19 protein-coding genes and 3 tRNA genes are annotated in these 20,247 nt (G+C 71.3%); 5 read left to right on the top strand and 17 right to left on the bottom strand.

Annotated elements, in window-relative coordinates; translation table 11 throughout:
- Positions 1–206: 206 nt before the first annotated feature.
- The 9 genes from CCL05_RS27765 to CCL05_RS27725 all read right to left on the bottom strand — a co-directional run bounded on the left by CCL05_RS27765 (position 207) and on the right by CCL05_RS27725 (position 5,442).
- Positions 207–1,262, bottom strand: coding sequence for a UDP-N-acetylmuramate dehydrogenase (locus CCL05_RS27765; RefSeq protein ID WP_086563256.1), 1,056 nt, complete (start codon positions 1,260–1,262; stop codon positions 207–209).
- Between the two features lie 95 nt (positions 1,263–1,357).
- Positions 1,358–1,738 carry a DUF3291 domain-containing protein gene (locus CCL05_RS27760; RefSeq protein ID WP_086563254.1) on the bottom strand — a complete coding sequence of 127 codons (381 nt, stop codon included), beginning with the start codon at positions 1,736–1,738 and terminating at the stop codon, positions 1,358–1,360.
- A 26-nt stretch (positions 1,739–1,764) separates the two neighbouring features.
- Positions 1,765–3,201, bottom strand: a complete 1,437-nt coding sequence (locus tag CCL05_RS27755; protein WP_086563253.1) for an MFS transporter — start codon at positions 3,199–3,201, stop codon at positions 1,765–1,767.
- A 91-nt stretch (positions 3,202–3,292) separates the two neighbouring features.
- Complete coding sequence (locus tag CCL05_RS27750; protein WP_208641635.1) at positions 3,293–3,862, bottom strand: TetR/AcrR family transcriptional regulator; 570 nt, start codon at positions 3,860–3,862, stop codon at positions 3,293–3,295.
- Positions 3,863–3,985: 123 nt separating this feature from the next.
- Complete coding sequence (locus CCL05_RS27745) at positions 3,986–4,414, bottom strand: MaoC family dehydratase (protein ID WP_086563251.1); 429 nt, start codon at positions 4,412–4,414, stop codon at positions 3,986–3,988.
- Positions 4,415–4,422: 8 nt separating this feature from the next.
- The gene (locus CCL05_RS27740) at positions 4,423–4,875 is read right to left on the bottom strand and encodes a MaoC family dehydratase N-terminal domain-containing protein (RefSeq protein ID WP_086563250.1); all 453 of its coding nucleotides are present in this window, start codon (positions 4,873–4,875) and stop codon (positions 4,423–4,425) included.
- A gap of 121 nt (positions 4,876–4,996) precedes the next feature.
- Positions 4,997–5,161, bottom strand: coding sequence for a 50S ribosomal protein L33 (rpmG, locus tag CCL05_RS27735; protein WP_003948671.1), 165 nt, complete (start codon positions 5,159–5,161; stop codon positions 4,997–4,999).
- Positions 5,162–5,249: 88 nt separating this feature from the next.
- Positions 5,250–5,322, bottom strand: a tRNA-Met gene (locus CCL05_RS27730).
- A 47-nt stretch (positions 5,323–5,369) separates the two neighbouring features.
- Positions 5,370–5,442, bottom strand: a tRNA-Thr gene (locus tag CCL05_RS27725).
- 247 nt (positions 5,443–5,689) lie between these two features.
- Here CCL05_RS27725 and CCL05_RS27720 point away from each other — a divergent pair.
- Together CCL05_RS27720 and CCL05_RS27715 are read left to right on the top strand one after the other, a co-directional pair.
- Positions 5,690–6,946: an amidohydrolase family protein gene (locus CCL05_RS27720; protein WP_086563248.1), complete on the top strand. Its 1,257-nt coding sequence runs from the start codon at positions 5,690–5,692 to the stop codon at positions 6,944–6,946.
- A gap of 102 nt (positions 6,947–7,048) precedes the next feature.
- A complete protein-coding gene (locus CCL05_RS27715) occupies positions 7,049–7,705 on the top strand; it encodes an NAD(P)H-binding protein (RefSeq protein WP_086563259.1) in 657 nt (218 codons plus the stop codon).
- 18 nt (positions 7,706–7,723) lie between these two features.
- Here the strand turns inward: CCL05_RS27715 and CCL05_RS27710 are convergent, their stop codons facing one another.
- Entirely contained in the window at positions 7,724–7,936 is a 213-nt protein-coding gene (locus tag CCL05_RS27710) for a hypothetical protein (RefSeq protein ID WP_020275027.1), read from the bottom strand.
- A 165-nt stretch (positions 7,937–8,101) separates the two neighbouring features.
- Here CCL05_RS27710 and CCL05_RS27705 point away from each other — a divergent pair, with 165 nt between their 5' ends.
- Positions 8,102–10,387, top strand: a complete 2,286-nt coding sequence (locus CCL05_RS27705; RefSeq protein WP_086563247.1) for an MFS transporter — start codon at positions 8,102–8,104, stop codon at positions 10,385–10,387.
- A gap of 32 nt (positions 10,388–10,419) precedes the next feature.
- Here CCL05_RS27705 and rox read toward each other — a convergent pair whose 3' ends face one another.
- Positions 10,420–11,865, bottom strand: a complete 1,446-nt coding sequence (gene rox / locus CCL05_RS27700; protein ID WP_086563245.1) for a rifampin monooxygenase — start codon at positions 11,863–11,865, stop codon at positions 10,420–10,422.
- Between the two features lie 812 nt (positions 11,866–12,677).
- Positions 12,678–12,759, bottom strand: a tRNA-Tyr gene (locus tag CCL05_RS27695).
- Between the two features lie 222 nt (positions 12,760–12,981).
- Here CCL05_RS27695 and CCL05_RS27690 point away from each other — a divergent pair.
- Entirely contained in the window at positions 12,982–13,470 is a 489-nt protein-coding gene (locus CCL05_RS27690; RefSeq protein WP_086563244.1) for a YajQ family cyclic di-GMP-binding protein, read from the top strand.
- A 200-nt stretch (positions 13,471–13,670) separates the two neighbouring features.
- On the opposite strand, the gene CCL05_RS27685 is transcribed toward CCL05_RS27690, so the two are convergent.
- Positions 13,671–13,937, bottom strand: coding sequence for a GlsB/YeaQ/YmgE family stress response membrane protein (locus tag CCL05_RS27685; protein WP_086563242.1), 267 nt, complete (start codon positions 13,935–13,937; stop codon positions 13,671–13,673).
- 194 nt (positions 13,938–14,131) lie between these two features.
- On the opposite strand from CCL05_RS27685, the gene CCL05_RS27680 reads away from it, so the two are divergent.
- On the top strand, positions 14,132–15,388 hold the full coding sequence (locus tag CCL05_RS27680) for an APC family permease (protein ID WP_086563241.1): 1,257 nt from the start codon (positions 14,132–14,134) through the stop codon (positions 15,386–15,388).
- Positions 15,389–15,661: 273 nt separating this feature from the next.
- Here the strand turns inward: CCL05_RS27680 and CCL05_RS27675 are convergent, their stop codons facing one another.
- The 4 genes from CCL05_RS27675 to CCL05_RS27660 all read right to left on the bottom strand — a co-directional run bounded on the left by CCL05_RS27675 (position 15,662) and on the right by CCL05_RS27660 (position 20,246).
- On the bottom strand, positions 15,662–16,054 hold the full coding sequence (locus tag CCL05_RS27675; RefSeq protein ID WP_086563239.1) for a YccF domain-containing protein: 393 nt from the start codon (positions 16,052–16,054) through the stop codon (positions 15,662–15,664).
- On the bottom strand, positions 16,051–16,914 hold the full coding sequence (gene htpX, locus CCL05_RS27670; RefSeq protein WP_086563238.1) for a zinc metalloprotease HtpX: 864 nt from the start codon (positions 16,912–16,914) through the stop codon (positions 16,051–16,053). Before htpX ends, CCL05_RS27675 begins: the two co-directional genes overlap by 4 nt.
- Before the next feature lie 237 nt (positions 16,915–17,151).
- Positions 17,152–18,675: an NADH-quinone oxidoreductase subunit N gene (locus tag CCL05_RS27665; RefSeq protein ID WP_086563237.1), complete on the bottom strand. Its 1,524-nt coding sequence runs from the start codon at positions 18,673–18,675 to the stop codon at positions 17,152–17,154.
- Positions 18,672–20,246: an NADH-quinone oxidoreductase subunit M gene (locus CCL05_RS27660; RefSeq protein ID WP_086563236.1), complete on the bottom strand. Its 1,575-nt coding sequence runs from the start codon at positions 20,244–20,246 to the stop codon at positions 18,672–18,674. Before CCL05_RS27660 ends, CCL05_RS27665 begins: the two co-directional genes overlap by 4 nt.
- Between the last annotated feature and the right edge of the window lies 1 nt (position 20,247).

Below are 20,247 nucleotides of genomic sequence, written 5' to 3'. Positions count from 1 at the left end.
GCGTAGCGCCGTCGCGGCGGTGGTGGGTCGGGGCCGCGCCGGGGGCGGTCCGCTTAGCTGCGGGCAGTCGTGCCGCTTGGGGCGGCACGGGTGGGCGCAGCGGCACCCCGCAACGCCGGGCTGCGAAACCCCTCCGGTTCAGCTGCCGCAGGCCGCCGCTACGCCGGGCTGCGGACCTACCCGGCCCCGGCCCCGACACCGGGTGCCTACAGGCTCACTCCCACCGTCACCGGCTCGTTCACCAGCGTGATCCCGAAGGCCTCGCGGACCCCGGCCACCACCTCGCGGGCCAGGGCGAGCAGATCCTCCGTGGCCGCCGTACCCCGGTTGGTGAGCGCCAGCGTGTGCTTCGTGGAGATGCGGGCCGGCCCGTCGCCGTACCCCTTCGTGAAGCCCGCCTTGTCGATCAGCCAGGCCGCGGAGGTCTTGGTGCGGCCCTCCCCCGCGGGATACGCGGGCGGCTCCACCCCCTCGCCGAGGCGCTCCCGCACCCGCGCGCGGAACGTCGCGAAATCGGCGTCCGTGAGGATCGGGTTGGTGAAGAAGGAGCCGGCCGACCAGGTGTCGTGGTCCTCGGGGTCCAGGACCATGCCCTTGCCGGCGCGCAGCTTGAGCACCGTGTCGCGGGCCGAGGCGAGCGAGACGCGGTCGCCGGCTTCGACACCGAGCGCCCGGGCCGTCTCGGCGTACCTGAGGGGGGCCGAGAGGCCGCCGGCGTCCTCCAGAGCGAAGCGGACGCGCAGGACCACGTAGCGCTCCGGGGCGGACTTGAAGCGGCTGTGGCGGTAGGTGAAGGCGCAGTCCTCGTTGGTCAGGGTGACCGTCTCGCCGGTCCGGCGGTCGTAGGCGACGACCTCCGTGATCGTCGAGGAGACCTCCTGGCCGTACGCCCCGACGTTCTGGATGGGGGTCGCGCCCGCCGAGCCGGGGATACCGGCCAGGCACTCGATGCCGGCCAGTCCCGCCTCCACCGTGCGGGCGACGGCGTCGGTCCACACCTCGCCGGCGGCCAGCTCCAGCCGCGTGCCGTCGAGGGAGTAGCCCTTGGTGGCGATGACGAGGGCCGTGCCCTCGAAGCCCTTGTCGCCGATGACGAGGTTCGAGCCGCCGCCGATGAGGAGCAGCGGGGTGCCCGTCTCGTCGGCTTCCCGTACGACGGCGATCACCTCGTCGTCCGTCGTCGCGGTGACCAGCCGGGTCGCGGGGCCGCCCAGCCGGAAGGTGGTCAGCGGGGCGAGGGGGGCGTCGTGGAGTTCCTGCACGGGCTCAAGAGTACGAGACGGCACTGACAGGCTCCGGCACGCGTGCGTGCGGCCCCCGTCCGGGAGACGGGGGCCGCACGCGCGCGTGGTGCCGTTCAGCGGAGGCGGTCCATCGCCTCCGGCCAGGAGAGCGGGAGGTCGTCGCTGCTCGCCTGCCATGTGGTGAAACTCGCGTCCCTCATCTGCCGGGCGAGGCCCCGGGCAGCGGGTCCGTGGGCGCCGGTACGGACGAAGTCCTGCAGTGCGGCCTTCGACTCCCAGGCGGACAGCGTCCAGAAGGTCCGTTTGAGGGGCTTCGCCTTCAGGGTCGCCCCGTAGACGCCGGGGCTGCGGCGCACCTGGCGCCAGACGGCGGGCGTGCCGGCGAGGAACCTCAGCGCTCCCCACAGGGTGCGCGTCTCGAAGCGGGAGGCGAAGACGTGCACCTCGGTGCCGCGGGGCGGGGTGTGGGGGACGGTCCAGGGAAGGGTGGGCATGACCGCTCCTCCTTCGGTTCGTCGGGTCAGCGGGACGCGGTCTCCAGCACGGGTGCCGGTTGGGCCGGGGCGGCCTGCGGCTCGGTGCGTCGCCGGGTCGGTATCAGCAGGGCCGCGACGCCCGCGAGGGCGACCACCACGGAGCCCGTCACCAGCGCTGGGCGCATGCCGTCGACGAAGGTCTGGCCGGTCTCGTAGCCGCCCTGCGCGGCGAAGATCGAGGCCATGACGGCGATGCCGAGCGCTCCGCCCACCTCGCGCAGGGCGTTGTTGGCACCGGAGGCGATGCCCTGCTCCGAGGGCCGGACGCTGGACATCACCAGGTGCGAGGCGGGCGCGAAGAACAGGGCCATGCCGATGCCGCTGAGGATCAGGGCGGGCAGCTGGGCGGCGTAGGAGGCGTCCGCCGTGGCCACGACCGACATGGAGCCGAGGCCCAGGGCCTGGAGGAACAGGCCCGCCGCGACGACCGGGCGGCCGCCGATGCGGTCGGCGAGGATGCCGGCGATCGGGGCGACCAGCATCGGCATGCCGGTCCAGGGCAGCATCCTGAGGCCCGCCTCGGTGGGCGAGTAGCCGAGGACACCCTGCATGTACTGGCTGAGCAGGAAGATCGAGCCGAACATGCCGAGGAACATCAGCAGGCTCGCCGCGTTGATGCCGGAGAAGGCCCGGGAGCGGAAGAGCCGCATCGGGAGCATGGGGTTGGCGGCGCGCGTGCTGTAGAGGACGAAGCCGGCGAGGAGCGCGGAGCCCGCGAACAGGCCCGTCAGGACCATCGAGCCGGTCCAGCCGTCGACGGGGCCTCGGACCAGGCCGTAGACGATGCCGAAGAGGCCGCCGCTGGCGAGCAGGGTGCCGGGGATGTCGAGCGGGGCGCCGGTGCCGTGCGACTCGGCGAGCCGGAGGCGGGCGAGGGGCAGCAGGGCCAGACCGAGCGGGACGTTCAGCCAGAAGATCCACTGCCAGGAGATGTGCTCGGTGAGGGTGCCGCCGACCAGCGGTCCGGAGGCGACGGCGAGCCCGTTGACGGCTCCCCAGATGCCGTACGCCATACCTCGCTTGGCGGCGGGCACGGCCGCGGTGAGCAGGGTGAGTGTGAGCGGCATCATCACCGCCGCGCCGGCGCCCTGGATCGCGCGGGCGGCGATGAGGGAGTCGATGCCGGGCGCCAGGGCCGCCGCCGCGGAGGCGCCGGTGAAGACGGCGAGCCCGGCGGTGAAGAGCCGGCGGCGGCCGAACCGGTCACCGAGGGCCGCGCCGAACATCAGCAGGACGGCGAAGGTGAGCGTGTAGGCGCTCACGGTCCATTCCAGGTCGTGCAGGCCCCCGCCGAGGTCCTCGCGGATGGAGGGCAGGGCCGTGGTCACGACGAGGTTGTCGAGGGCCGCCATGAATCCGGCGACGCTGGTGATGACGAGGGCCCAGGCGGCTCCCCCGCGGCGTGCGGTCTGCTGTGACATCTCTCCCCCTGAGAGGTGACTGGCTTGTCAATTAGTTATTGATTACTAACTTTCGCGCCCAGGAAAAAGCGCGACCGTGCGCCCTTCCCGGTCATTTCTCCAGCCGGCCCTTGACCCGCGCCGACGGGTACAGCCCCTCCCAGACGCGGTGCTCAGGCGGGAAACCCATGCCCACCAGGCAGTTGATGAGCATCCCGTAGGCCAGGAACGTCGTCGTCTCGCCGACGTCGGCGCCCAGCGGCACGTGGACGGCGTCCCACAGCCGCATCCAGCCGGCGCGGACCGACTCGCCGAACTCGGGGTCGCCCTCCTGCTCGGCAGCGGCCACGGCGACGTACATCTGCATCTGCATCATCAGCCGCTCGGGCCGCTCCGCGATGACCTTGGTGTACGCGTTCGCCATGGCATGCAGGGCTTCTTCGCCCTCCAGACCCTCGGCGGCCTCCGCGAACGTACGGATCGTGTCCTCGACACACCGCTCCGCCGCCGCCAGGAAGATCGCCTTCTTGCCCGGGAAGAGCCGGAAGAGATACGGCTGCGAGACCCCGACCCGCCGGGCGATCGCCTCGGTCGAGGTGCCGTGGTAGCCGCCGCGCGCGAACTCGGTCGTCGCCGCGCGGATGACGCTCTCGCGCCTCTCCTCCGCACTCATCCTGACCATGCGAGTAAGTTAGTACTCAATCACTAACTACGTCAAGCGGCTGTCGACGGCCGCCTACGAGTAAGGGGCGCCCCGCAATGGAGAGCGCCCCTTACTCACTTGCCATTCGTCTTGCCTGTCGTCTCAGGCCAGCCGCACGACCGCACGCGACATGCCGAGCACCTTCTGCCCCGCGCTCGTCGCCGTGAGGTCCACGCGGACGGTGTTGTCGTCGAGCTTGGCCGCGACCTTGCCGCTGACCTCGATCACGGCGCCCTGGTCGTCGTTCGGGACGACGACGGGCTTGGTGAAGCGGACGCCGTACTCGACGACCGCGCCCGGGTCGCCGGTCCAGTCGGTGACCACGCGGATCGCCTCGGCCATGGTGAACATGCCGTGCGCGATGACGTCCGGCAGGCCGACCTCCTTGGCGAACTTCTCGTTCCAGTGGATCGGGTTGAAGTCGCCGGAGGCACCCGCGTACTGGACGAGGGTCGCGCGGGTCACCGGGAAGGTCTGCGCGGGCAGTTCGGTGCCCACCTCGACGTCCGAGTAGGAGATCTTCGCCGTCATGGGATCGCTCACGCCTCCTCGGCCGCGCGGGCCACGAGCTTGGTCCAGGCGGTCACGACGTGCTCGCCGGCCTCGTCGTGGACCTCGCCGCGGATGTCCAGGATGTCGTTGCCCGCGAGGGACTTGATCGACTCGATGGTGGACGTGACGGTGAGCCGGTCGCCGGCACGGACCGGGCGGCGGTAGGCGAACTTCTGGTCGCCGTGCACCACTCGGCTGTAGTCCAGGCCGAGCTGGGGGTCCTGGACGACCTGCCCGGCGGCCTTGAAGGTGATCGAGAAGACGAAGGTCGGCGGCGCGATCACATCGGGGTGGCCGAGCGCCTTGGCGGCCTCCGCGTCCGTGTACGCCGGGTTGGCGTCCCCGACCGCCTCGGCGAACTCACGGATCTTCTCCCGGCCCACCTCGTAGGGCTCGGTGGGCGGGTACGTCCGTCCCACGAAGGACTGGTCGAGCGCCATGGCCCGGCACCTCCTGGTTCCGCTACTGAACGGTACGGGTCATTTACTGAACGGTACGGGTCGTTCAACGACGCGAGGCCGCCCCCGATCACTCGGGAACGGCCTCGTGTACGAGCCTGTTTTATCGCGTTTCGCGGTGCGCGGTGTGCGCGTTGCAACGCGGGCAGTGCTTCTTCATCTCAAGACGGTCCGGGTTGTTACGCCGGTTCTTCTTGGTGATGTAGTTCCGCTCCTTGCACTCCACGCAGGCCAGCGTGATCTTCGGGCGGACGTCGGTGGCAGCCACGTGAGTGCTCCTAAGACGAACGGATGGACTGTTTAACGCAAGAAGAGTAGCCGATCGAAGGACCGACCCCGCAATCGGCTACTGTCAGTAGCGGTGACCGGACTTGAACCGGTGACACAGCGATTATGAGCCGCTTGCTCTACCGACTGAGCTACACCGCTTTGATGTGATCGGGCCCCCGCCTCGCGACGGGAACCGTTCACACCAGAGCCCCAAAACGGAATCGAACCGTTGACCTTCTCCTTACCATGGAGACGCTCTGCCGACTGAGCTATTGGGGCGAGCGATGAAGACATTACACGCTCCGCCGCCGTTCGCCCAAATCCGTTTCGGGGTACCCGCCCGGGCCGCACCACCGTCCGCACAGCGGCCTCGTGGGCGCCTCCCGTTCGGGTCTCGTTCCGTACGGCGGACCACGCCGGTACGACTATTGGCCTCCTCCCCGCGACGGACGGGAGGCCGTCCTAGGCTCGACTCACTCTGAGTGATCATGCGTCCTCGCGTGCGCAGCCGAGCCCCAGGAGCGCGATGCCCGACAGCCAGCCGCAGCCGCCGCCCCCGTCGTCCTCATCGGGTCCGGCCGACCCGTCGTCGCTGCTGCTGTGCGGGGCGCGGCTCACCGACGGCCGGACCGTGGACGTACGGCTGGTCGACGGGCGTATCGAGGCGGTCGGCACGGCCGGCAGCCTGGCGGCGGGCGGCACGCGCGCGTGCGGGGCGCGAGTGGATCTCGGCGGCTATCTGCTGCTGCCCGCCCCGGCCGAGCCGCACGCCCACGCCGACACGGCGCTGTCGGCCGACGCCCGGGGCCCGGTCTCGTACGAGCCCCAGGACGTCCAGCGCCGGGCGACCGAGGCCGCGCTGCTCCAGCTCGGGCACGGGGCGACGGCGGTGCGGGCCCACGTGCGCGTGGGGGACGTCCAGGGGCTGGGCGCGCTGACGGCCGTGCTGCGGGCGCGGCGGGCGCTGCGGGGCCTGGCCGAGCTGACGACGGTGGCGATGCCCCGGGTGCTGACCGGGGTGGCCGGGGCGGACGGGCTGGCGGTACTGCGCGACGCGGTGAAGATGGGCGCCTCGGTGGTGGGCGGCCGGCCGGATCTCGACCCGGATCCGACGGGGTACGTGGAGGCGGTCCTGGAGGTGGCCTCCGAGCACGGCTGCCCCGTCGACCTGCACACGGACGCCGGGGACCCGGCGCGGCTGGCCCGGCTCGCGGCGATGGCGGGCGGGCTGCGTCCTGGGGTGACCCTCAGCCCGTGCGGCGATCTCGGCCGGCTGCCCTCCGAGGTGGCCTCGCGGACCGCTGACCAACTGGCGGCGGCCGGGGTGACGGTGGTGTGCCTGCCGCAGGGCGGCTGCGGTGGCGTGGACCGGCGGGGCGCGGCTCCGGTCCGGCTGCTGCGCGCGGCCGGTGTGCGGGTGGCCGCCGGGAGCGGGGCACTGCGGGACGTGTCGAACCCCGTGGGGCGCGGCGACCCGCTGGAGGCGGCGTTCCTGCTGGCCTCGCGCTACGGCCTGTCGCCCGAGGAGGCGTACGACGCGGTGAGCGGGTCGGCGCGGGCGGTGCTGGGGCTGCCGGAGGTGCGGGTGGAGGCCGGTTTCCCGGCCGAGTTGCTGGCAGTGCGCGGGAACGGGCTCGCGGGGGCGCTGTCGCTGGCGTACAGCCGGGTGGTGGTGCACCGGGGGCGCGTGGTGGCGCGGACCAGCGCAGTGCGGGAGTACTGCAGTTCGGCGGCTTCGGTGGAGCTGGGGCTGCCGCGGCAGGGGCGGGGGCAGTTGTCGTAGGTCCGTGGCGGGTGTGGCGTCGGGGTGTGGCGCCGGCTGTGGCGTCGGAGTGTGGTTCAAGTCGTGCGGCGGATGGGGCTGTCCGGGCGTACGGTCGAAGGCATGCGTACTGTCATCGCTGGTGGTCATGGTCAGATCGCGTTGCGGCTGGAGCGGTTGCTCGCCGCGCGCGGGGACGAGGTCGCGGGGATCATCCGCAAGGCCGAACAGGCCGACGATCTGCGGGCGGCCGGTGCCGAACCGGTCGTGCTCGACCTGGAGTCGGCGTCCGTGGACGAGGTCGCGGAGCGGCTGCGGGGTGCCGACGCGGCGGTGTTCGCGGCGGGCGCCGGCCCGGGAAGCGGGGCGGCCCGCAAGGACACGGTGGACAAGGCCGCGGCGGTCCTCTTCGCGGACGCGGCGGTGAAGGCGGGCGTACGGCGCTTCGTGATCGTGTCGTCCATGGGCGCGGACCCGCGGCATCAGGGCGACGAGATCTTCGACGTGTACCTGCGTGCCAAGGGCGAGGCGGACGCGTACGTGAGCGGGCTGAAGGCCCTGGACTGGACGATCCTGCGCCCCGGTCAGCTCACCGACGGCGCCGGCACCGGCCTCGTACGCCTGGAGGCGCACACGGGCCGCGGGCCGATTCCGCGTGACGACGTGGCCGCCGTGCTGGCGGAGCTGGTGGACACGCCCGCGACGGCCGGCCTCACGCTGGAGCTGATCAGCGGGCCGGCGCCGGTGTCCGTGGCCGTGAAGTCGGTGGCGGGGAACTGACGACGCCGGGCACCAGCCCTAGAACAAGGGCAGTTGGCCCGGGAAGTCGGGTACGGCGTAGCCGTCCAGGGAGGGCTGTTCCGGGCCGGGCCTCGCCTGGCGGCGCGAGCCGGGGCATGAGGTGAGTTCCCCGTGTTCCCGGGCGCCGGGAGGGTCGTGGCGCGCGTACCGCCCGGCGACGACGGCGATCTCGCGACGGCACTCGGGGCAGGTTCTGCGACGGGAGGACATGGGGCCAGTGTGCCGCGCGGACGGCTCGCGTATGCCTGTGGCCCGCCTCGTGGATTCTCCGTCTGCCGACCGTACCTTCACCTCAATCAGGTTGCTTAAGTCAATCAACCGGCTTACCTTGTGACGGGTCGCGCTGTCCCCGACGCCCCCTACGGAGGCCCGGCCATGTCCCAAGCCCTTCCCCGATCCGCCGACGGCGGGAGGACCGCCGCGCCGCGGGCGAACGCCGTCGTGGCGGTCCTGGCCTTCGGCGGGATCGTGGTCTCGCTGATGCAGACCCTGGTGATCCCGATCGTCCCGGAGCTCCCCCGGCTGCTGAACGCGCCGGCGTCGGACACCGCCTGGGCCGTCACCGCCACGCTGCTCGCCGCCGCCGTCGCCACCCCGATGACGGGCCGGCTCGGCGACATGTACGGCAAGCGGCGGATGCTGCTGATCAGCCTCGTCATGCTGGTGGCCGGCTCGGTGACCGCCGCGCTCAGCGACTCGCTCGGCGCGATGATCGTCGGACGGGCCCTCCAGGGCCTCGCGTCGGGTGTCATCCCGCTCGGCATCAGCATCATGCGGGACGAACTGCCCGCCGAACGGCTCGGCTCGGCGACCGCGCTCATGAGCGCCTCCCTCGGCGTCGGCGGCGCTCTCGGGCTGCCCGCCGCCGCGCTGATCGCGGACAACTTCGACTGGCACGCCCTGTTCTGGGCCTCGGCCGGACTCGGTGTCGTCGCCCTCGTGCTGGTGCCGGCCCTCGTGCCCGAGTCGGCGGTACGCACCGGCGGGCGCTTCGACCTGGTCGGCGGCATCGGCATGGCGGCGGGGCTGGTGTGTCTGCTGCTGGCGATCTCCAAGGGGGCCGACTGGGGCTGGAGCAGCGGCACCACGCTCGGTCTGTTCGCGGCGGCGGTCGTCGTCCTGCTGGTGTGGGGCTGGTGGGAACTGCGCGTCCGGGAGCCGCTGGTCGACCTGCGGACCACCGCCCGCCGTCAGGTGCTGGTCACCAATCTCGCCTCGATCGCCGTCGGGTTCGCGATGTTCGCGATGTCCCTCGTCATTCCGCAGCTCTTGCAGTTGCCTGAGGCGACCGGCTACGGGCTCGGCAGGTCGCTGCTCGTCGCCGGTCTGACGATGGCGCCGTCCGGCCTGGTCATGATGGCCACGGCCCCGGTCTCCGCCGCCCTGTCCAAGGCCAGGGGGCCGAAGATCACCCTGATGACCGGTGCCCTCATCGTGGCCGCCGGATACGGGCTGAACATCGTGCTGATGTCCGAGCTCTGGCACTTCGTGCTCGTCACCTGTGTCATCGGCGCCGGTATCGGCTTCACCTACGGTGCGATGCCCGCGCTCATCATGGGCGCCGTGCCCGCCTCGGAGACCGGCGCGGCGAACAGCCTCAACACGCTGATGCGGTCCATCGGTACGTCGACCGCGAGCGCGGTGGCCGGGGTGATCCTGGCGCAGATGACGACGGCCTTCGGGCAGACCGCCCTGCCGTCCCGGGACGGGTTCAAGGTGGTCCTGGCCATCGGGGCCGGTGCCGCGCTGCTCGCCTTCGCCGTCGCGTCGTTCATTCCGCGGCAGCGGGTGGCGCAGGGGGCCGCCGAGACGACGGAGACCGGCGATGCGAAGGTGGCCGAGGTGGCTGAGGTGGCCGAGGTGGCCGAGGCTCCGGCGAGCGAGGGGCCTGTTGCGGTGGCCGGGGTCCCCGTACGGGGGCGTGTTCTGGGTGCCGAACGGGTGCCGGTCGCCGGGGCCGCGGTGACGTTGATCTCGCTCGGCGGGAAGCAGCTCGGGCGGGCGGTCTCGCGGGACGACGGGTCGTACGACGTGGGTGCCCCCGGCGCCGGTTCGTACGTGCTGATCGCCTCGTCGGAGGGCTGTCAGCCGCAGGCCTCGACGGTCGTCGTGGCCGATGAGCCGGTGGCGTACGACGTGCTGCTGAGCGGCACCAGCGGCCTCGCCGGTGTGGTGCGGTCCGCGGACGGCGGGACGCCGGTCACCGAGGCCGTCGTCATCGTGACGGACGTCCGCGGGGACGTCCTGGCCACCGCACGCACCGACGTGCTGGGCGAGTTCGCCGTCACCGACCTGGTGCCGGGCCCGGTGACCCTCGCGGTCAACTCCCCCAAGCACCGCCCGCTGGCCCAGGTCGTCGAGGTCGGCGGGGCCGGGACCACCCGGGTCGAGCTGGAGTTGCGGCCCGGCGCGCAGGTGCGGGGCACGGTGCGCGGAGGGGACGCTCCGCTGAGCGACGCGCGGGTGACCCTGGTGGACGCGGCGGGCAATGTGGTCGCCACGACGCGGACCGGCGCCGACGGGGCGTACGCCTTCTCCGACCTGGACACCGGTGCGTACACGGTCATCGCGACGGGCTACCCGCCGCAGGCGGCGCCGGTGACGGTGCCGGGCACCGGCGTGGACGACCACGACATCGAACTCGCCCACGCCGACGAGTAGACCGCCGCCCTGCCGGGTCGCACCGGACGTGCTCAGCCGGTTGCCGCCGAGGTGCTTCCCGCCGCGCCGAACCACCGCGGCAGCCGGTCGAGCAGTTCCCGCTGGTCCTCGCCGGCCCACGCCACATGGCCGTCCGGCCGCAGGAGCACCGCCGGGACGTCCAGTTCCTCGCTGACGTCGACGACGTGGTCGACCCGGTCCGCCCAGCCCGCCACCGACAGCCGGCCGGTCCGGTCGAGCAGCAGACCACGGCCGCCGCGCATCAGCTCGTAGAGGCGCCCCCGCTTCAGCGTCACGTCCCGCAGGCGCCGGCCGAGGAGTTCGTGGCCCTCGCCGAAGTCGTAGCGGACCGAGATCGCCGTGATCTTCTCGATCAGGTACCGGTTCACCTCCTCGAAGTCCATGAGTTCCGCAAGCAGTCGGCGCACGGCCTGCGGCCCCGGCTCGGAGCTCAGCAGCTCGGTCTGCGCGCGGGTGTTGTCCAGCACGGCGGCGGCGACCGGGCGCCGTTCGGTGTGATAGCTGTCCAGCAGCCCCTCCGGCGCCCAGCCGCGCACTTCGGCGGCCAGCTTCCAGCCGAGGTTGAAGGCGTCCTGGATACCGAGGTTGAGCCCCTGGCCGCCGGTCGGCGGGTGGATGTGCGCGGCGTCGCCGGCGAGCAGCACCCGGCCGACGCGGTAGCGCTCGGCCAGCCGGGTGGCGTCGCCGAACCGGGACAGCCAGCGCGGCGAGTGCACGCCGAAGTCGGTGCCGGCGAAGTGCCGCAGCCGCTGCTTGAACTCCTCGAGGGTCGGCGGCGCCGTACGGTCCTCGGACACCCCCTCGGCGGGCACGATGACGCGGTACCGCCCCTCCCCGAGGGGCATGGTGCCGAACCGCCACTGCGTCTTGCGGACCTCGGCCACCACCGCCGCCATCTCCTCCGGCGGCACGCCCACCTCCATCTCGCCCAGCAGCGTCTCGATCCTGGCGGGCTCGCCGGGGAAGCCCACGCCGAGCTGCTTGCGCACGGTGCTGCGGCCGCCGTCGCAGGCCACGAGGTAACGCGAGCGCAGCCGCGTGCCGTCGGCCAGCTCCGCTGTGACACCGTCGTCGTCCTGGCTGAGCCCCATCAGCTCGCAGCCGCGCCGGATCTCGGCGCCGAGTTCGATGGCGTGCTCGGTCAGCAGGCGTTCGGTGTCGCTCTGCGGGATGCCGAGCACGTACCCGTGCGCGGTGTCCAGCCGGGCGGGCCACGTCGTGCCGATACCGGCGAAGAACCCGCCCGTCTCGTGCTTCTGACCGAGTGCGAGGAACCGCTCCAGCAATCCGCGCTGGTCCATCAGCTCGATGCTGCGCACATGGATGCCGAGCGCGCGGGACTGGCCGGTCGGTTCGGCCAGCTTCTCCAGCACGATCACCTGCACGCCGCGCAGCCGTAGTTCGCCGGCCAGCATCATTCCGGTCGGCCCTCCGCCGACCACGATCACGTCCACCATCGCAACCCCCCGAATCCCCGGTTTCTCGGTTTCCCCCGGTCTCCCCGGTCTCCCCGGTCTCCCCGTTTTCTGCTTCGGCCGGTGATTCTGCGGGACGAGGGGGGCCTTGCCGCAAGGCCCCCCTCCTGCTATAAGTTGAGAGTGGCAAGGAGAGATGACCTCCTTGCCTTTTCTTGTTTCTTCTCCCTTTTGTTTCGACCAGGAAGGCGGCGTGCGAGTCGGCAGGGCGGAGCGCTCGGGGAGGACCGGCCTGCCTGGGGCGACGCCTCGCGCCGGTGCGTGGAGTGGTCAGGGCGACGCTGCTCGGCAGCGACGCGGCCCGCAGCGCGAGCCGGAATTCCCGCTCGCGGCAGAACTGCGGGGACGACTGGTCGAAGAATGGTGCAGCCGTTCCGTGCCGATGTAAATCGCAGCCACACCTGCAACGCCTTTGTTGATGGCTGTTTTCCGTGAGTTCTCGCGTCTGGCGCAGTCATCCCGCTGCGCCCCATGGACCAGCGGTCCGGCGACCGCGCGGAGTGCGCTCTTATGAGCTTCCTCACGCTGCGGTAGCCATACGGCTCGGCTCCGGCGTCGAAGCTCAGATGGTTCACGGAGCGGGCCGGCCACAGTGCGGCCCTGCCAAGATCTCCGCCGCCCGCCCGAGCGGACACGACTGATCGGCTTGGACGGCCCCCTCGCCCCGTCCACACAGCCCGAGACGGGACAGTCGAACTCGCGGCACAGTGAGACGGGCGGCGGATCTGGTGACCGCATGACGAAGGGCCCCTCACCTGCGTTCTTTGCAGGTGAGGGGCCCTTCGTTTCCCGTGTGGCGGCGCCAGGATTCGAACCTGGGAAGGCTGAGCCGGCAGATTTACAGTCTGCTCCCTTTGGCCGCTCGGGCACACCGCCGGGGTTGCTGCCCGTCGAACCGCCTTTTGCGGCGGTGCTCCGTGGCAACGACGTAAACAATACCTGATGCACAGGGGTGCTTCGCCACCCGATTGATCGGCGCCCGGGGGTCGGGGGGTGGCTAGGCTTGTCCGGATGCGGCCCGGGAGCTGAACAGGCCCGGCGGCCGCCCACGTACGCCGGTACGCACGATTCGCACCCCGATACAAGGAGCCACAGGACATGGCCGACTCCAGTTTCGACATCGTCTCGAAGGTCGAGCGGCAGGAGGTCGACAACGCACTCAACCAGGCCGCCAAGGAGATCTCGCAGCGCTACGACTTCAAGGGCGTGGGTGCTTCGATCTCGTGGTCCGGCGAGAACATCCTCATGGAGGCGAACTCCGAGGACCGGGTGAAGGCGATCCTCGACGTCTTCCAGTCCAAGCTGATCAAGCGTGGCATCTCGCTGAAGGCTCTGGACGCGGGCGAGCCCCAGCTCTCCGGCAAGGAGTACAAGATCTTCGCGTCGATCAAGGAGGGCATCTCCCAGGAGAACGCGAAGAAGGTGGCGAAGACCATCCGCGACGAGGGCCCCAAGGGCGTGAAGGCGCAGGTGCAGGGTGAGGAGCTGCGGGTCAGCTCCAAGAGCCGTGACGATCTTCAGGCCGTCATCGCCCTGCTGAAGGGCAAGGACTTCGACTTCGCCATGCAGTTCGTGAACTACCGGTAGGTCCGGTCGGGTCCTCGGGGCTCCTGATCTGCACGGCCTCCCGGTCTGCGCGGTGACGAGGAAGGGTGGGCACCTGTTGGGTGCCCACCCTTCTCGCCTGCCGGCTGCGGTCGATGGGGCCCAGGGAAGGGATGCGGTGTGGTGTATGCCGACCGTGGGCGGTGCACGGTGGGCGCGTGCCTGCCGTGGCCGTGGGCGGGTCAGTTGCGGGAGTTGCCGAACAGGAGGCGGTAGGCGATCAGGAGGACGAGCGATCCGCCGATCGCCGCGGCCCAGGTCGCACCGTCGTAGAAGTCCTTGGTGATCGGGTGGTCCATCCAACGGGACGATATCCAGCCGCCGATGAACGCGCCCGCGATGCCGATCAGTGTCGTGCCGATGAGGCCGCCCGGGTCGCGCCCCGGCAGCAGGAACTTCGCGATGGCTCCGGCCAACAGTCCCAGGATGATCCAGCTGATGATGGTCATGCCGTGAACCTGCCCTTTCACGCTGTGCCCGCACTGTCCCGGCCATGTGATCTTGCTCCCGGCAAGGCAGTGCTCGTGCGTCGTACGCCGGGCGTTCCGCGTGCGTCGTCCTTGCCGCGCGCCTTCACGCCGTGTTGGTGGGGAGGACGCCCTGGCGGCGCCTGCCGGTTGCAGTGATCAGTAGGGTGCGGCGCATGACAGCCTCCGATCCTGGACTGCGCCGCACCCTCGGCGTCGGGGACGCCGTCGTCGTCGGACTCGGCTCGATGGTGGGAGCCGGGATCTTCGCCGCCCTCGCGCCCGCGGCGCACGCGGCCGGCAGCGGACTGCTCCTCGGGCTCGCTGTCGCCGCCGTGGTCGCGTACTGCAACGCCATGTCGTCGGCGCGCCTCGCCGCCCTGTATCCGGCCTCGGGCGGAACGTACGTGTACGGGCGTGAGCGGCTCGGGGAGTTCTGGGGGTATCTCGCGGGCTGGTCGTTCGTGGTCGGGAAGACGGCCTCCTGTGCGGCGATGGCGCTCACCGTGGGCACGTACGTCTGGCCGGGGCAGGCGCACGCCGTGGCGGTCGCGGCCGTGGTGGCGCTGACCGCGGTGAACTACGGCGGTGTCCAGAAGTCCGCGTGGCTGACGCGGGTGATCGTGGCGGTGGTCCTGGCTGTCCTCGCTGCCGTGGTGGTCGGGTGTCTGGTGTCGGGCGAGGCCGATGCCGGGCGGCTGGACATCGAGACCTCGGGCGGTGTGGGCGGTGTGCTTCAGGCGGCCGGTCTGCTGTTCTTCGCGTTCGCCGGGTACGCCCGGATCGCGACGCTCGGTGAGGAGGTACGGGACCCGGCGCACACCATTCCGCGGGCGATCCCGCTGGCGCTGGGTATCGCGCTGGTGGTGTACGCGGGTGTGGCAGTGGCTGTCCTTTCGGTGCTGGGGGCGGACGGTCTCGGGGACGCGACGGCGCCGCTGGCCGACGCGGTGCGGGCGGCCGGGATGCCTGGGTTCGTGCCGGTGGTGCGGATCGGTGCGGCCGTGGCCGCGCTGGGGTCGCTGCTCGCCCTGATCCTGGGCGTCTCACGGACGACGCTGGCCATGGCCCGGGACCGGCATCTGCCGGGCGCGCTGGCGGCCGTGCATCCGCGCTTCCAGGTGCCGCACCGGGCGGAGCTGGCCGTGGGTGCGGTGGTCGCGGTCCTGGCCGCCACGGTGGACGTCCGGGGCGCGATCGGGTTCTCCTCCTTCGGTGTGCTGGCGTACTACGCCGTGGCCAACGCATCGGCCTGGACGCTGGATTCGGCGCCGACGGCACGGCTGGTGCCGGTGGTCGGGCTGCTCGGGTGCGCGGTGCTGGCGTTCTCGCTGCCGGGGGTTTCGGTGGTCGTGGGCGCGGGTGTACTGGTGGTGGGGGCGGTTGCGTACGGGGTGCGGCGAGGGGTACGGGCCAGGGCTGAGAGGGAGTAGGGCTGGTAGGGCTGCCCTCTTGGCTGTGTTCGGGGGTCCTCTCGGCTGTGTTCGGGGCCCTCTCGGCTGTGTTCGGGGGCCTCTCACCGGGTCGTCCGCCGGCTCGGGATGTGAAGACCTAGCGGGAGGGCGGGTGTTGTGGGCCTGGGCCGTCGCTCGTGTCGGCAACTGCTCGATCGCGGTCATGGGTTCATGATGCAGGCCGCCGCCGACAGCCGGGCGGGCCTGTGGATAACCCCTGGGCTGTGGACACCGGGCCGCGTTGGCCCGCCGTCAGCGCACCGCGAACGGCTCGTTCGTCCGCACGATGTCGCGGCCCAGCGGGAGCAGCGAGACCGGGAGGAGCTTGAAGTTGGCGACGCCGAGCGGGATGCCGATGATGGTGACGCACAGCGCGATGCCGGTGACGATGTGGCCGAGGGCCAGCCACCAGCCCGCCAGCACCAGCCACAGCACGTTGCCGACGCACGACGGCGCGCCCGCGTCGCGGCGCTCGACCGTCGTGTACCCGAAGGGCCACAGCGCGTAGACGCCGATGCGGAAGGCCGCGATGCCGAACGGGATGCCGATGACGGTGATACAGAGGAGCAGGCCCGCGGCCATGTAGGCGAGGAACAGCCAGAAGCCGCTCAGGACGAGCCATATGACGTTCAGGATGGTCTTCACTGGTTCCGACCTGCCATCTTCTCGAGCCGGGCGATGCGGTCCGCCATCGGCGGGTGCGTGGAGAACATCTTCGAAAGACCCTGCCCGGGCCGGAACGGGTTCGCGATCATCATGTGACTGGCGGTCTCGATGCGCGGCTCGGGCGGCAGCGGGAGCTGCTTCGTGCCCAGTTCGAGCTTGCGCAGGGCGCTGGCCAGGGCGAGGGGGTCGCCGGTGAGCTGGGCACCGGAGGCGTCCGCCTGGTACTCCCGGGAGCGGCTGATGGCCAGTTGGATGAGTGAGGCGGCCAGCGGGCCCAGGATCATGATCAGCAGCATGCCGAGCAGGCCGGGGCCGTCGTCGTCGTCCGAGCGCCCGATCGGGATCAGCCAGGCGAAGTTGACCAGGAACATGATCACGGAGGCGAGGGCGCCGGCGACCGACGAGATGAGGATGTCGCGGTTGTAGACATGGCTGAGCTCGTGCCCGATGACGCCGCGCAGCTCGCGCTCGTCCAGCAGGCGCAGGATGCCGTCGGTGCAGCACACGGCGGCGTTGCGCGGGTTGCGTCCCGTGGCGAAGGCGTTGGGCGCTTCCGTCGGGGAGATGTACAGGCGCGGCATGGGCTGGCGGGCCTGCGTGGAGAGCTCGCGGACCATGCGGTAGAGGCCTGGGGCCTCGAACTCGCTCACCGGGCGGGCGCGCATCGCGCGGAGGGCCAGCTTGTCGCTGTTCCAGTACGCGTACGCGTTGGTGGCCAGCGCTACCAGTACGGCGATGACGAGCCCCATGCGGCCGAAGAAGCTGCCGATGACGATGATGAGTGCGGACAGTCCCCCGAGGAGGACTGCTGTCCTGAGCCCGTTGTGCCGGCGGTGCACGGTACGCCCTCCAAGTGGTGCGGCAGGGGGACCCTTGCTTGCTGATCTGCGGTGCCACTGGTGCCGCGATGTCACGTCCAGTGGACCCTCCCGTACTGGTCAACGCCAGGCGGGAGGCACTAGTTCCCTTGTGCGCGCGGCGGCGGTTGTGGACCGTCCGGGCGAAGGCTCCGGGACGCGGCACGCGCGCGTGGAGGGACGAGTGCCCCACGCGCGCGTGGCGAATGCCGCTGTTGTTCAGAACAGGGCTGTGTCGGTGAACCGCAGGACCAGCTGTGGCGCTCCGGACAGGGCGATGCCGAGGACTCCGGTCAGGGCGATCGCGGCGGTGAGCGGGGCGGGGACGCGGTGCTTCTCGGGTTCGCCCTCGGGGGCGCGGAAGAGCAGAGCCGTCCACTGGAGGTAGTAGAACAGCGCGATGACGACGTTGACGGCCATGATCACGGCCAGCCAGCCGAGGCCGGCGTCGACGGCCGCCGAGAAGACGGTGACCTTGGCGAAGAGGCCGATGATGCCCGGCGGCAGCCCGGCGAGGCAGAGCAGGAAGAACGCCAGGAGCAGCGCGGACACGGGGCTCGACGCGTACAGGCCGCGGTAGTCGGAGACGCGGTTGAGGGACCTCGTACGTCCGACGAGCGCGGCCACGGCGAAGGCGCCGAGGTTCACGGCGCCGTACATCAGGGCGTACGCGACGGTGGAGCCGATCGACTTCTCGGCGTCCCCGGAGTACGCGGCCGCCGCGATCGGCACCAGGAGGTAGCCGGCCTGGCCGACGGACGACCAGGCGAGCAGGCGTACCGCGCTGTACGCGCGCGTGGCCTGCTGGCGCAGGGCGCCGACGTTGCCCACGGTCATGGTGAGCGCGGCCAGGGCGGCCAGGGCCGGGCCCCAGACGTCGGCGTACGAGGGGAGGGCGACGACCGTGACGAGGATCAGGCCGCTGAAGCCGACCGTCTTGCCGATGACCGACAGGTAGGCGGCGATGGGCAGGGGCGCCCCCACGTAGGTGTCGGGCACCCAGAAGTGGAAGGGCACGGCGGCCGTCTTGAAGGCGAAGCCGACGAGGGTGAGGACGACGCCGGTCTGCGCGAGCGTGTGGAGCTGTCCGTCGACATTCTGGATGCGGTCGGCGACCTGGGTGAGATAGAGGGTGCCCGTGGAGGCGTACACGAAGCTGATGCCCATGAGGCTGACCGCGGTCGCGGTGACCGAGGACAGGAAGAACTTCAGGGCCGCTTCGGAGGACTTCCGGTCGCCGTGCCTGAGGCCGACGAGTGCGAAGGCGGGCAGGGAGGCGACCTCCAGGGCGACGATCAGGGTCGCGAGGTCGCGGGAGGCGGGCAGGAGGGCGGCGCCGGCCGCGGAGGACAGCAGCAGGAACCAGTACTCCCCTTCGGGCAGCTCCTTTCGGGCGTCCTTCAGGGCGGTGACCGACAGAAGGGCGGCGAGGAGGGCGCCGCCGAGGACCAGGAACTGGATGACCAGGGTGAAGCGGTCGGCCGTGTAGCTGCACGCGGTGGCGTCGCCGGTCAGGCAGAAGGTGCTGCGGTCGCCGTCCCGGAGGGGCAGCAGCAGGAGCGTGGCGGCGGCCAGGCCGGCCACGGAGGTCCAGCCGAGCAGCGTCTTGCGGTGCTCGGCGACGAACAGGTCGGCGACCAGGACGACGAGGCCGACGACCGCCGCGAGGGTGGGCGGCGCGATCGCGAGCCAGTCGACGGACTGGACCAGCGACGCGGCCAGGGACTGGGCCGGGGAGCTCATCGGGTGCCTCCTGCGAGGAACTGCTGGACGGCCGGGTTGCTCAGGCCGAGGAGAGCCTTGGGCCACAGGCCCGCGACGACGGTCAGGACGACGAGCGGGGTCCAGGCCGCGAACTCGTAACCGCGGACGTCGGTGAGCCTCGGGGCGTCCTGCGGCAGGGCGCCCATGCACACGCGACGGACCACGACCAGCAGGTAGGCGGCCGTCAGCAGCGTCCCGAACGCGCCGATCGCCATGAACGTGAGGAAGGCGGGACGGCTGAGGCCGGCCGCCGGCTGGAACGCGCCGAACAGGGCCAGCATCTCGCCCCAGAAGCCGGCGAGGCCCGGCAGGCCGAGGGAGGCGACCGCGGCGAAGGCGAGCAGGCCGCCGAGGCGCGGGGCCTTGCCGTAGAGCGCGGCGCCGGTCTCCTCGGCGAGGGTGTCGAGGTCGGTGGTGCCGGTGCGGTCCTTCAGGGCGCCGACGAGGAAGAAGAGCAGGCCGGTGATGAGGCCGTGGGCGATGTTGGCGAACAGGGCGCCGTTCACGCCGGTCGGGGTCATCGTGGCGATGCCCAGCAGGACGAAGCCCATGTGGCCGACGGAGGAGTAGGCGATGAGGCGCTTGAGGTCGCCCTTCGCGCCCTGCTTGGCGAGGGCCAGGCAGGCCAGGGATCCGTAGATGATGCCGACGACGGCGAGCGCGGCGAGGTAGGGCGCGAAGGTGCGGAAGCCGTCCGGTGCGATGGGGAGGAGGATCCGGACGAACCCGTACGTACCCATCTTCAGCAGGACACCGGCCAGCAGGACCGAGCCGACGGTCGGCGCGGCGGTGTGGGCGTCGGGCAGCCAGCTGTGCAGCGGCCACATCGGCGTCTTGACCGCGAGTCCGATCCCGATCGCCAGAACGGCGATGACCTGCACGGATGTGGTCAGCGACCGGCCGTTGTCAGTGGCGAGTGCCATCATGTCGAACGTGCCCGCCTTGAGCCCGATCAGGAGCAGGCCGAGCAGCATGACCACGGATCCGAGCAGCGTGTAGAGGATGAACCGCCACGCGGCCCGGCTCCGGCCCTCGCCGCCCCAGCGGGCGATGAGGAAGTACATCGGGATGAGGACCATCTCGAAGGCGAGGAAGAACAGCAGCAGGTCGAGGACGGCGAAGGTCGCGAGCGTGCCGGACTCGAGGACGAGCAGCAGCGCGACGAAGGCCTTCGGGGCCGGGCCTTCGGGCAGCTTGAAGTACGAGTAGAGCGCGCAGAGGAAGGTCAGCAGCGCGGTCAGGACCAGAAGGGGGAGGGAGATGCCGTCGATGCCGAGGTGGATGCGTACGTCGAGTGCTGGGATCCAGCTGATGTCCGTGCTGGCCTGCATCCTCGACGGCTGGTCGTGGTCGAAGCCGAGCGCGAGGACGATCGCCGCGATGAGGACCGCGCCGGTGACGGTGACGCCGTGCCGGAGCACGGCCTGCTCGGGTGACTTCCCCTTCAGCCCGGGCGGGGCCGGCAGGAGAGCCGCGACGGCGCCGAGGAGCGGCCCGACGACGACGAACGCCAGAAGGAACTGCATCACGGACTCGTTGATATCGATCACG

The sequence above is a fragment of the Streptomyces africanus genome (assembly GCF_002150735.1).
GTDB classification, from domain to species: domain Bacteria; phylum Actinomycetota; class Actinomycetes; order Streptomycetales; family Streptomycetaceae; genus Streptomyces; species Streptomyces africanus.
The sequence above is the reverse complement of the archived record's forward strand: the minus strand, read 5'-3'. Positions and strand labels throughout refer to the sequence as shown.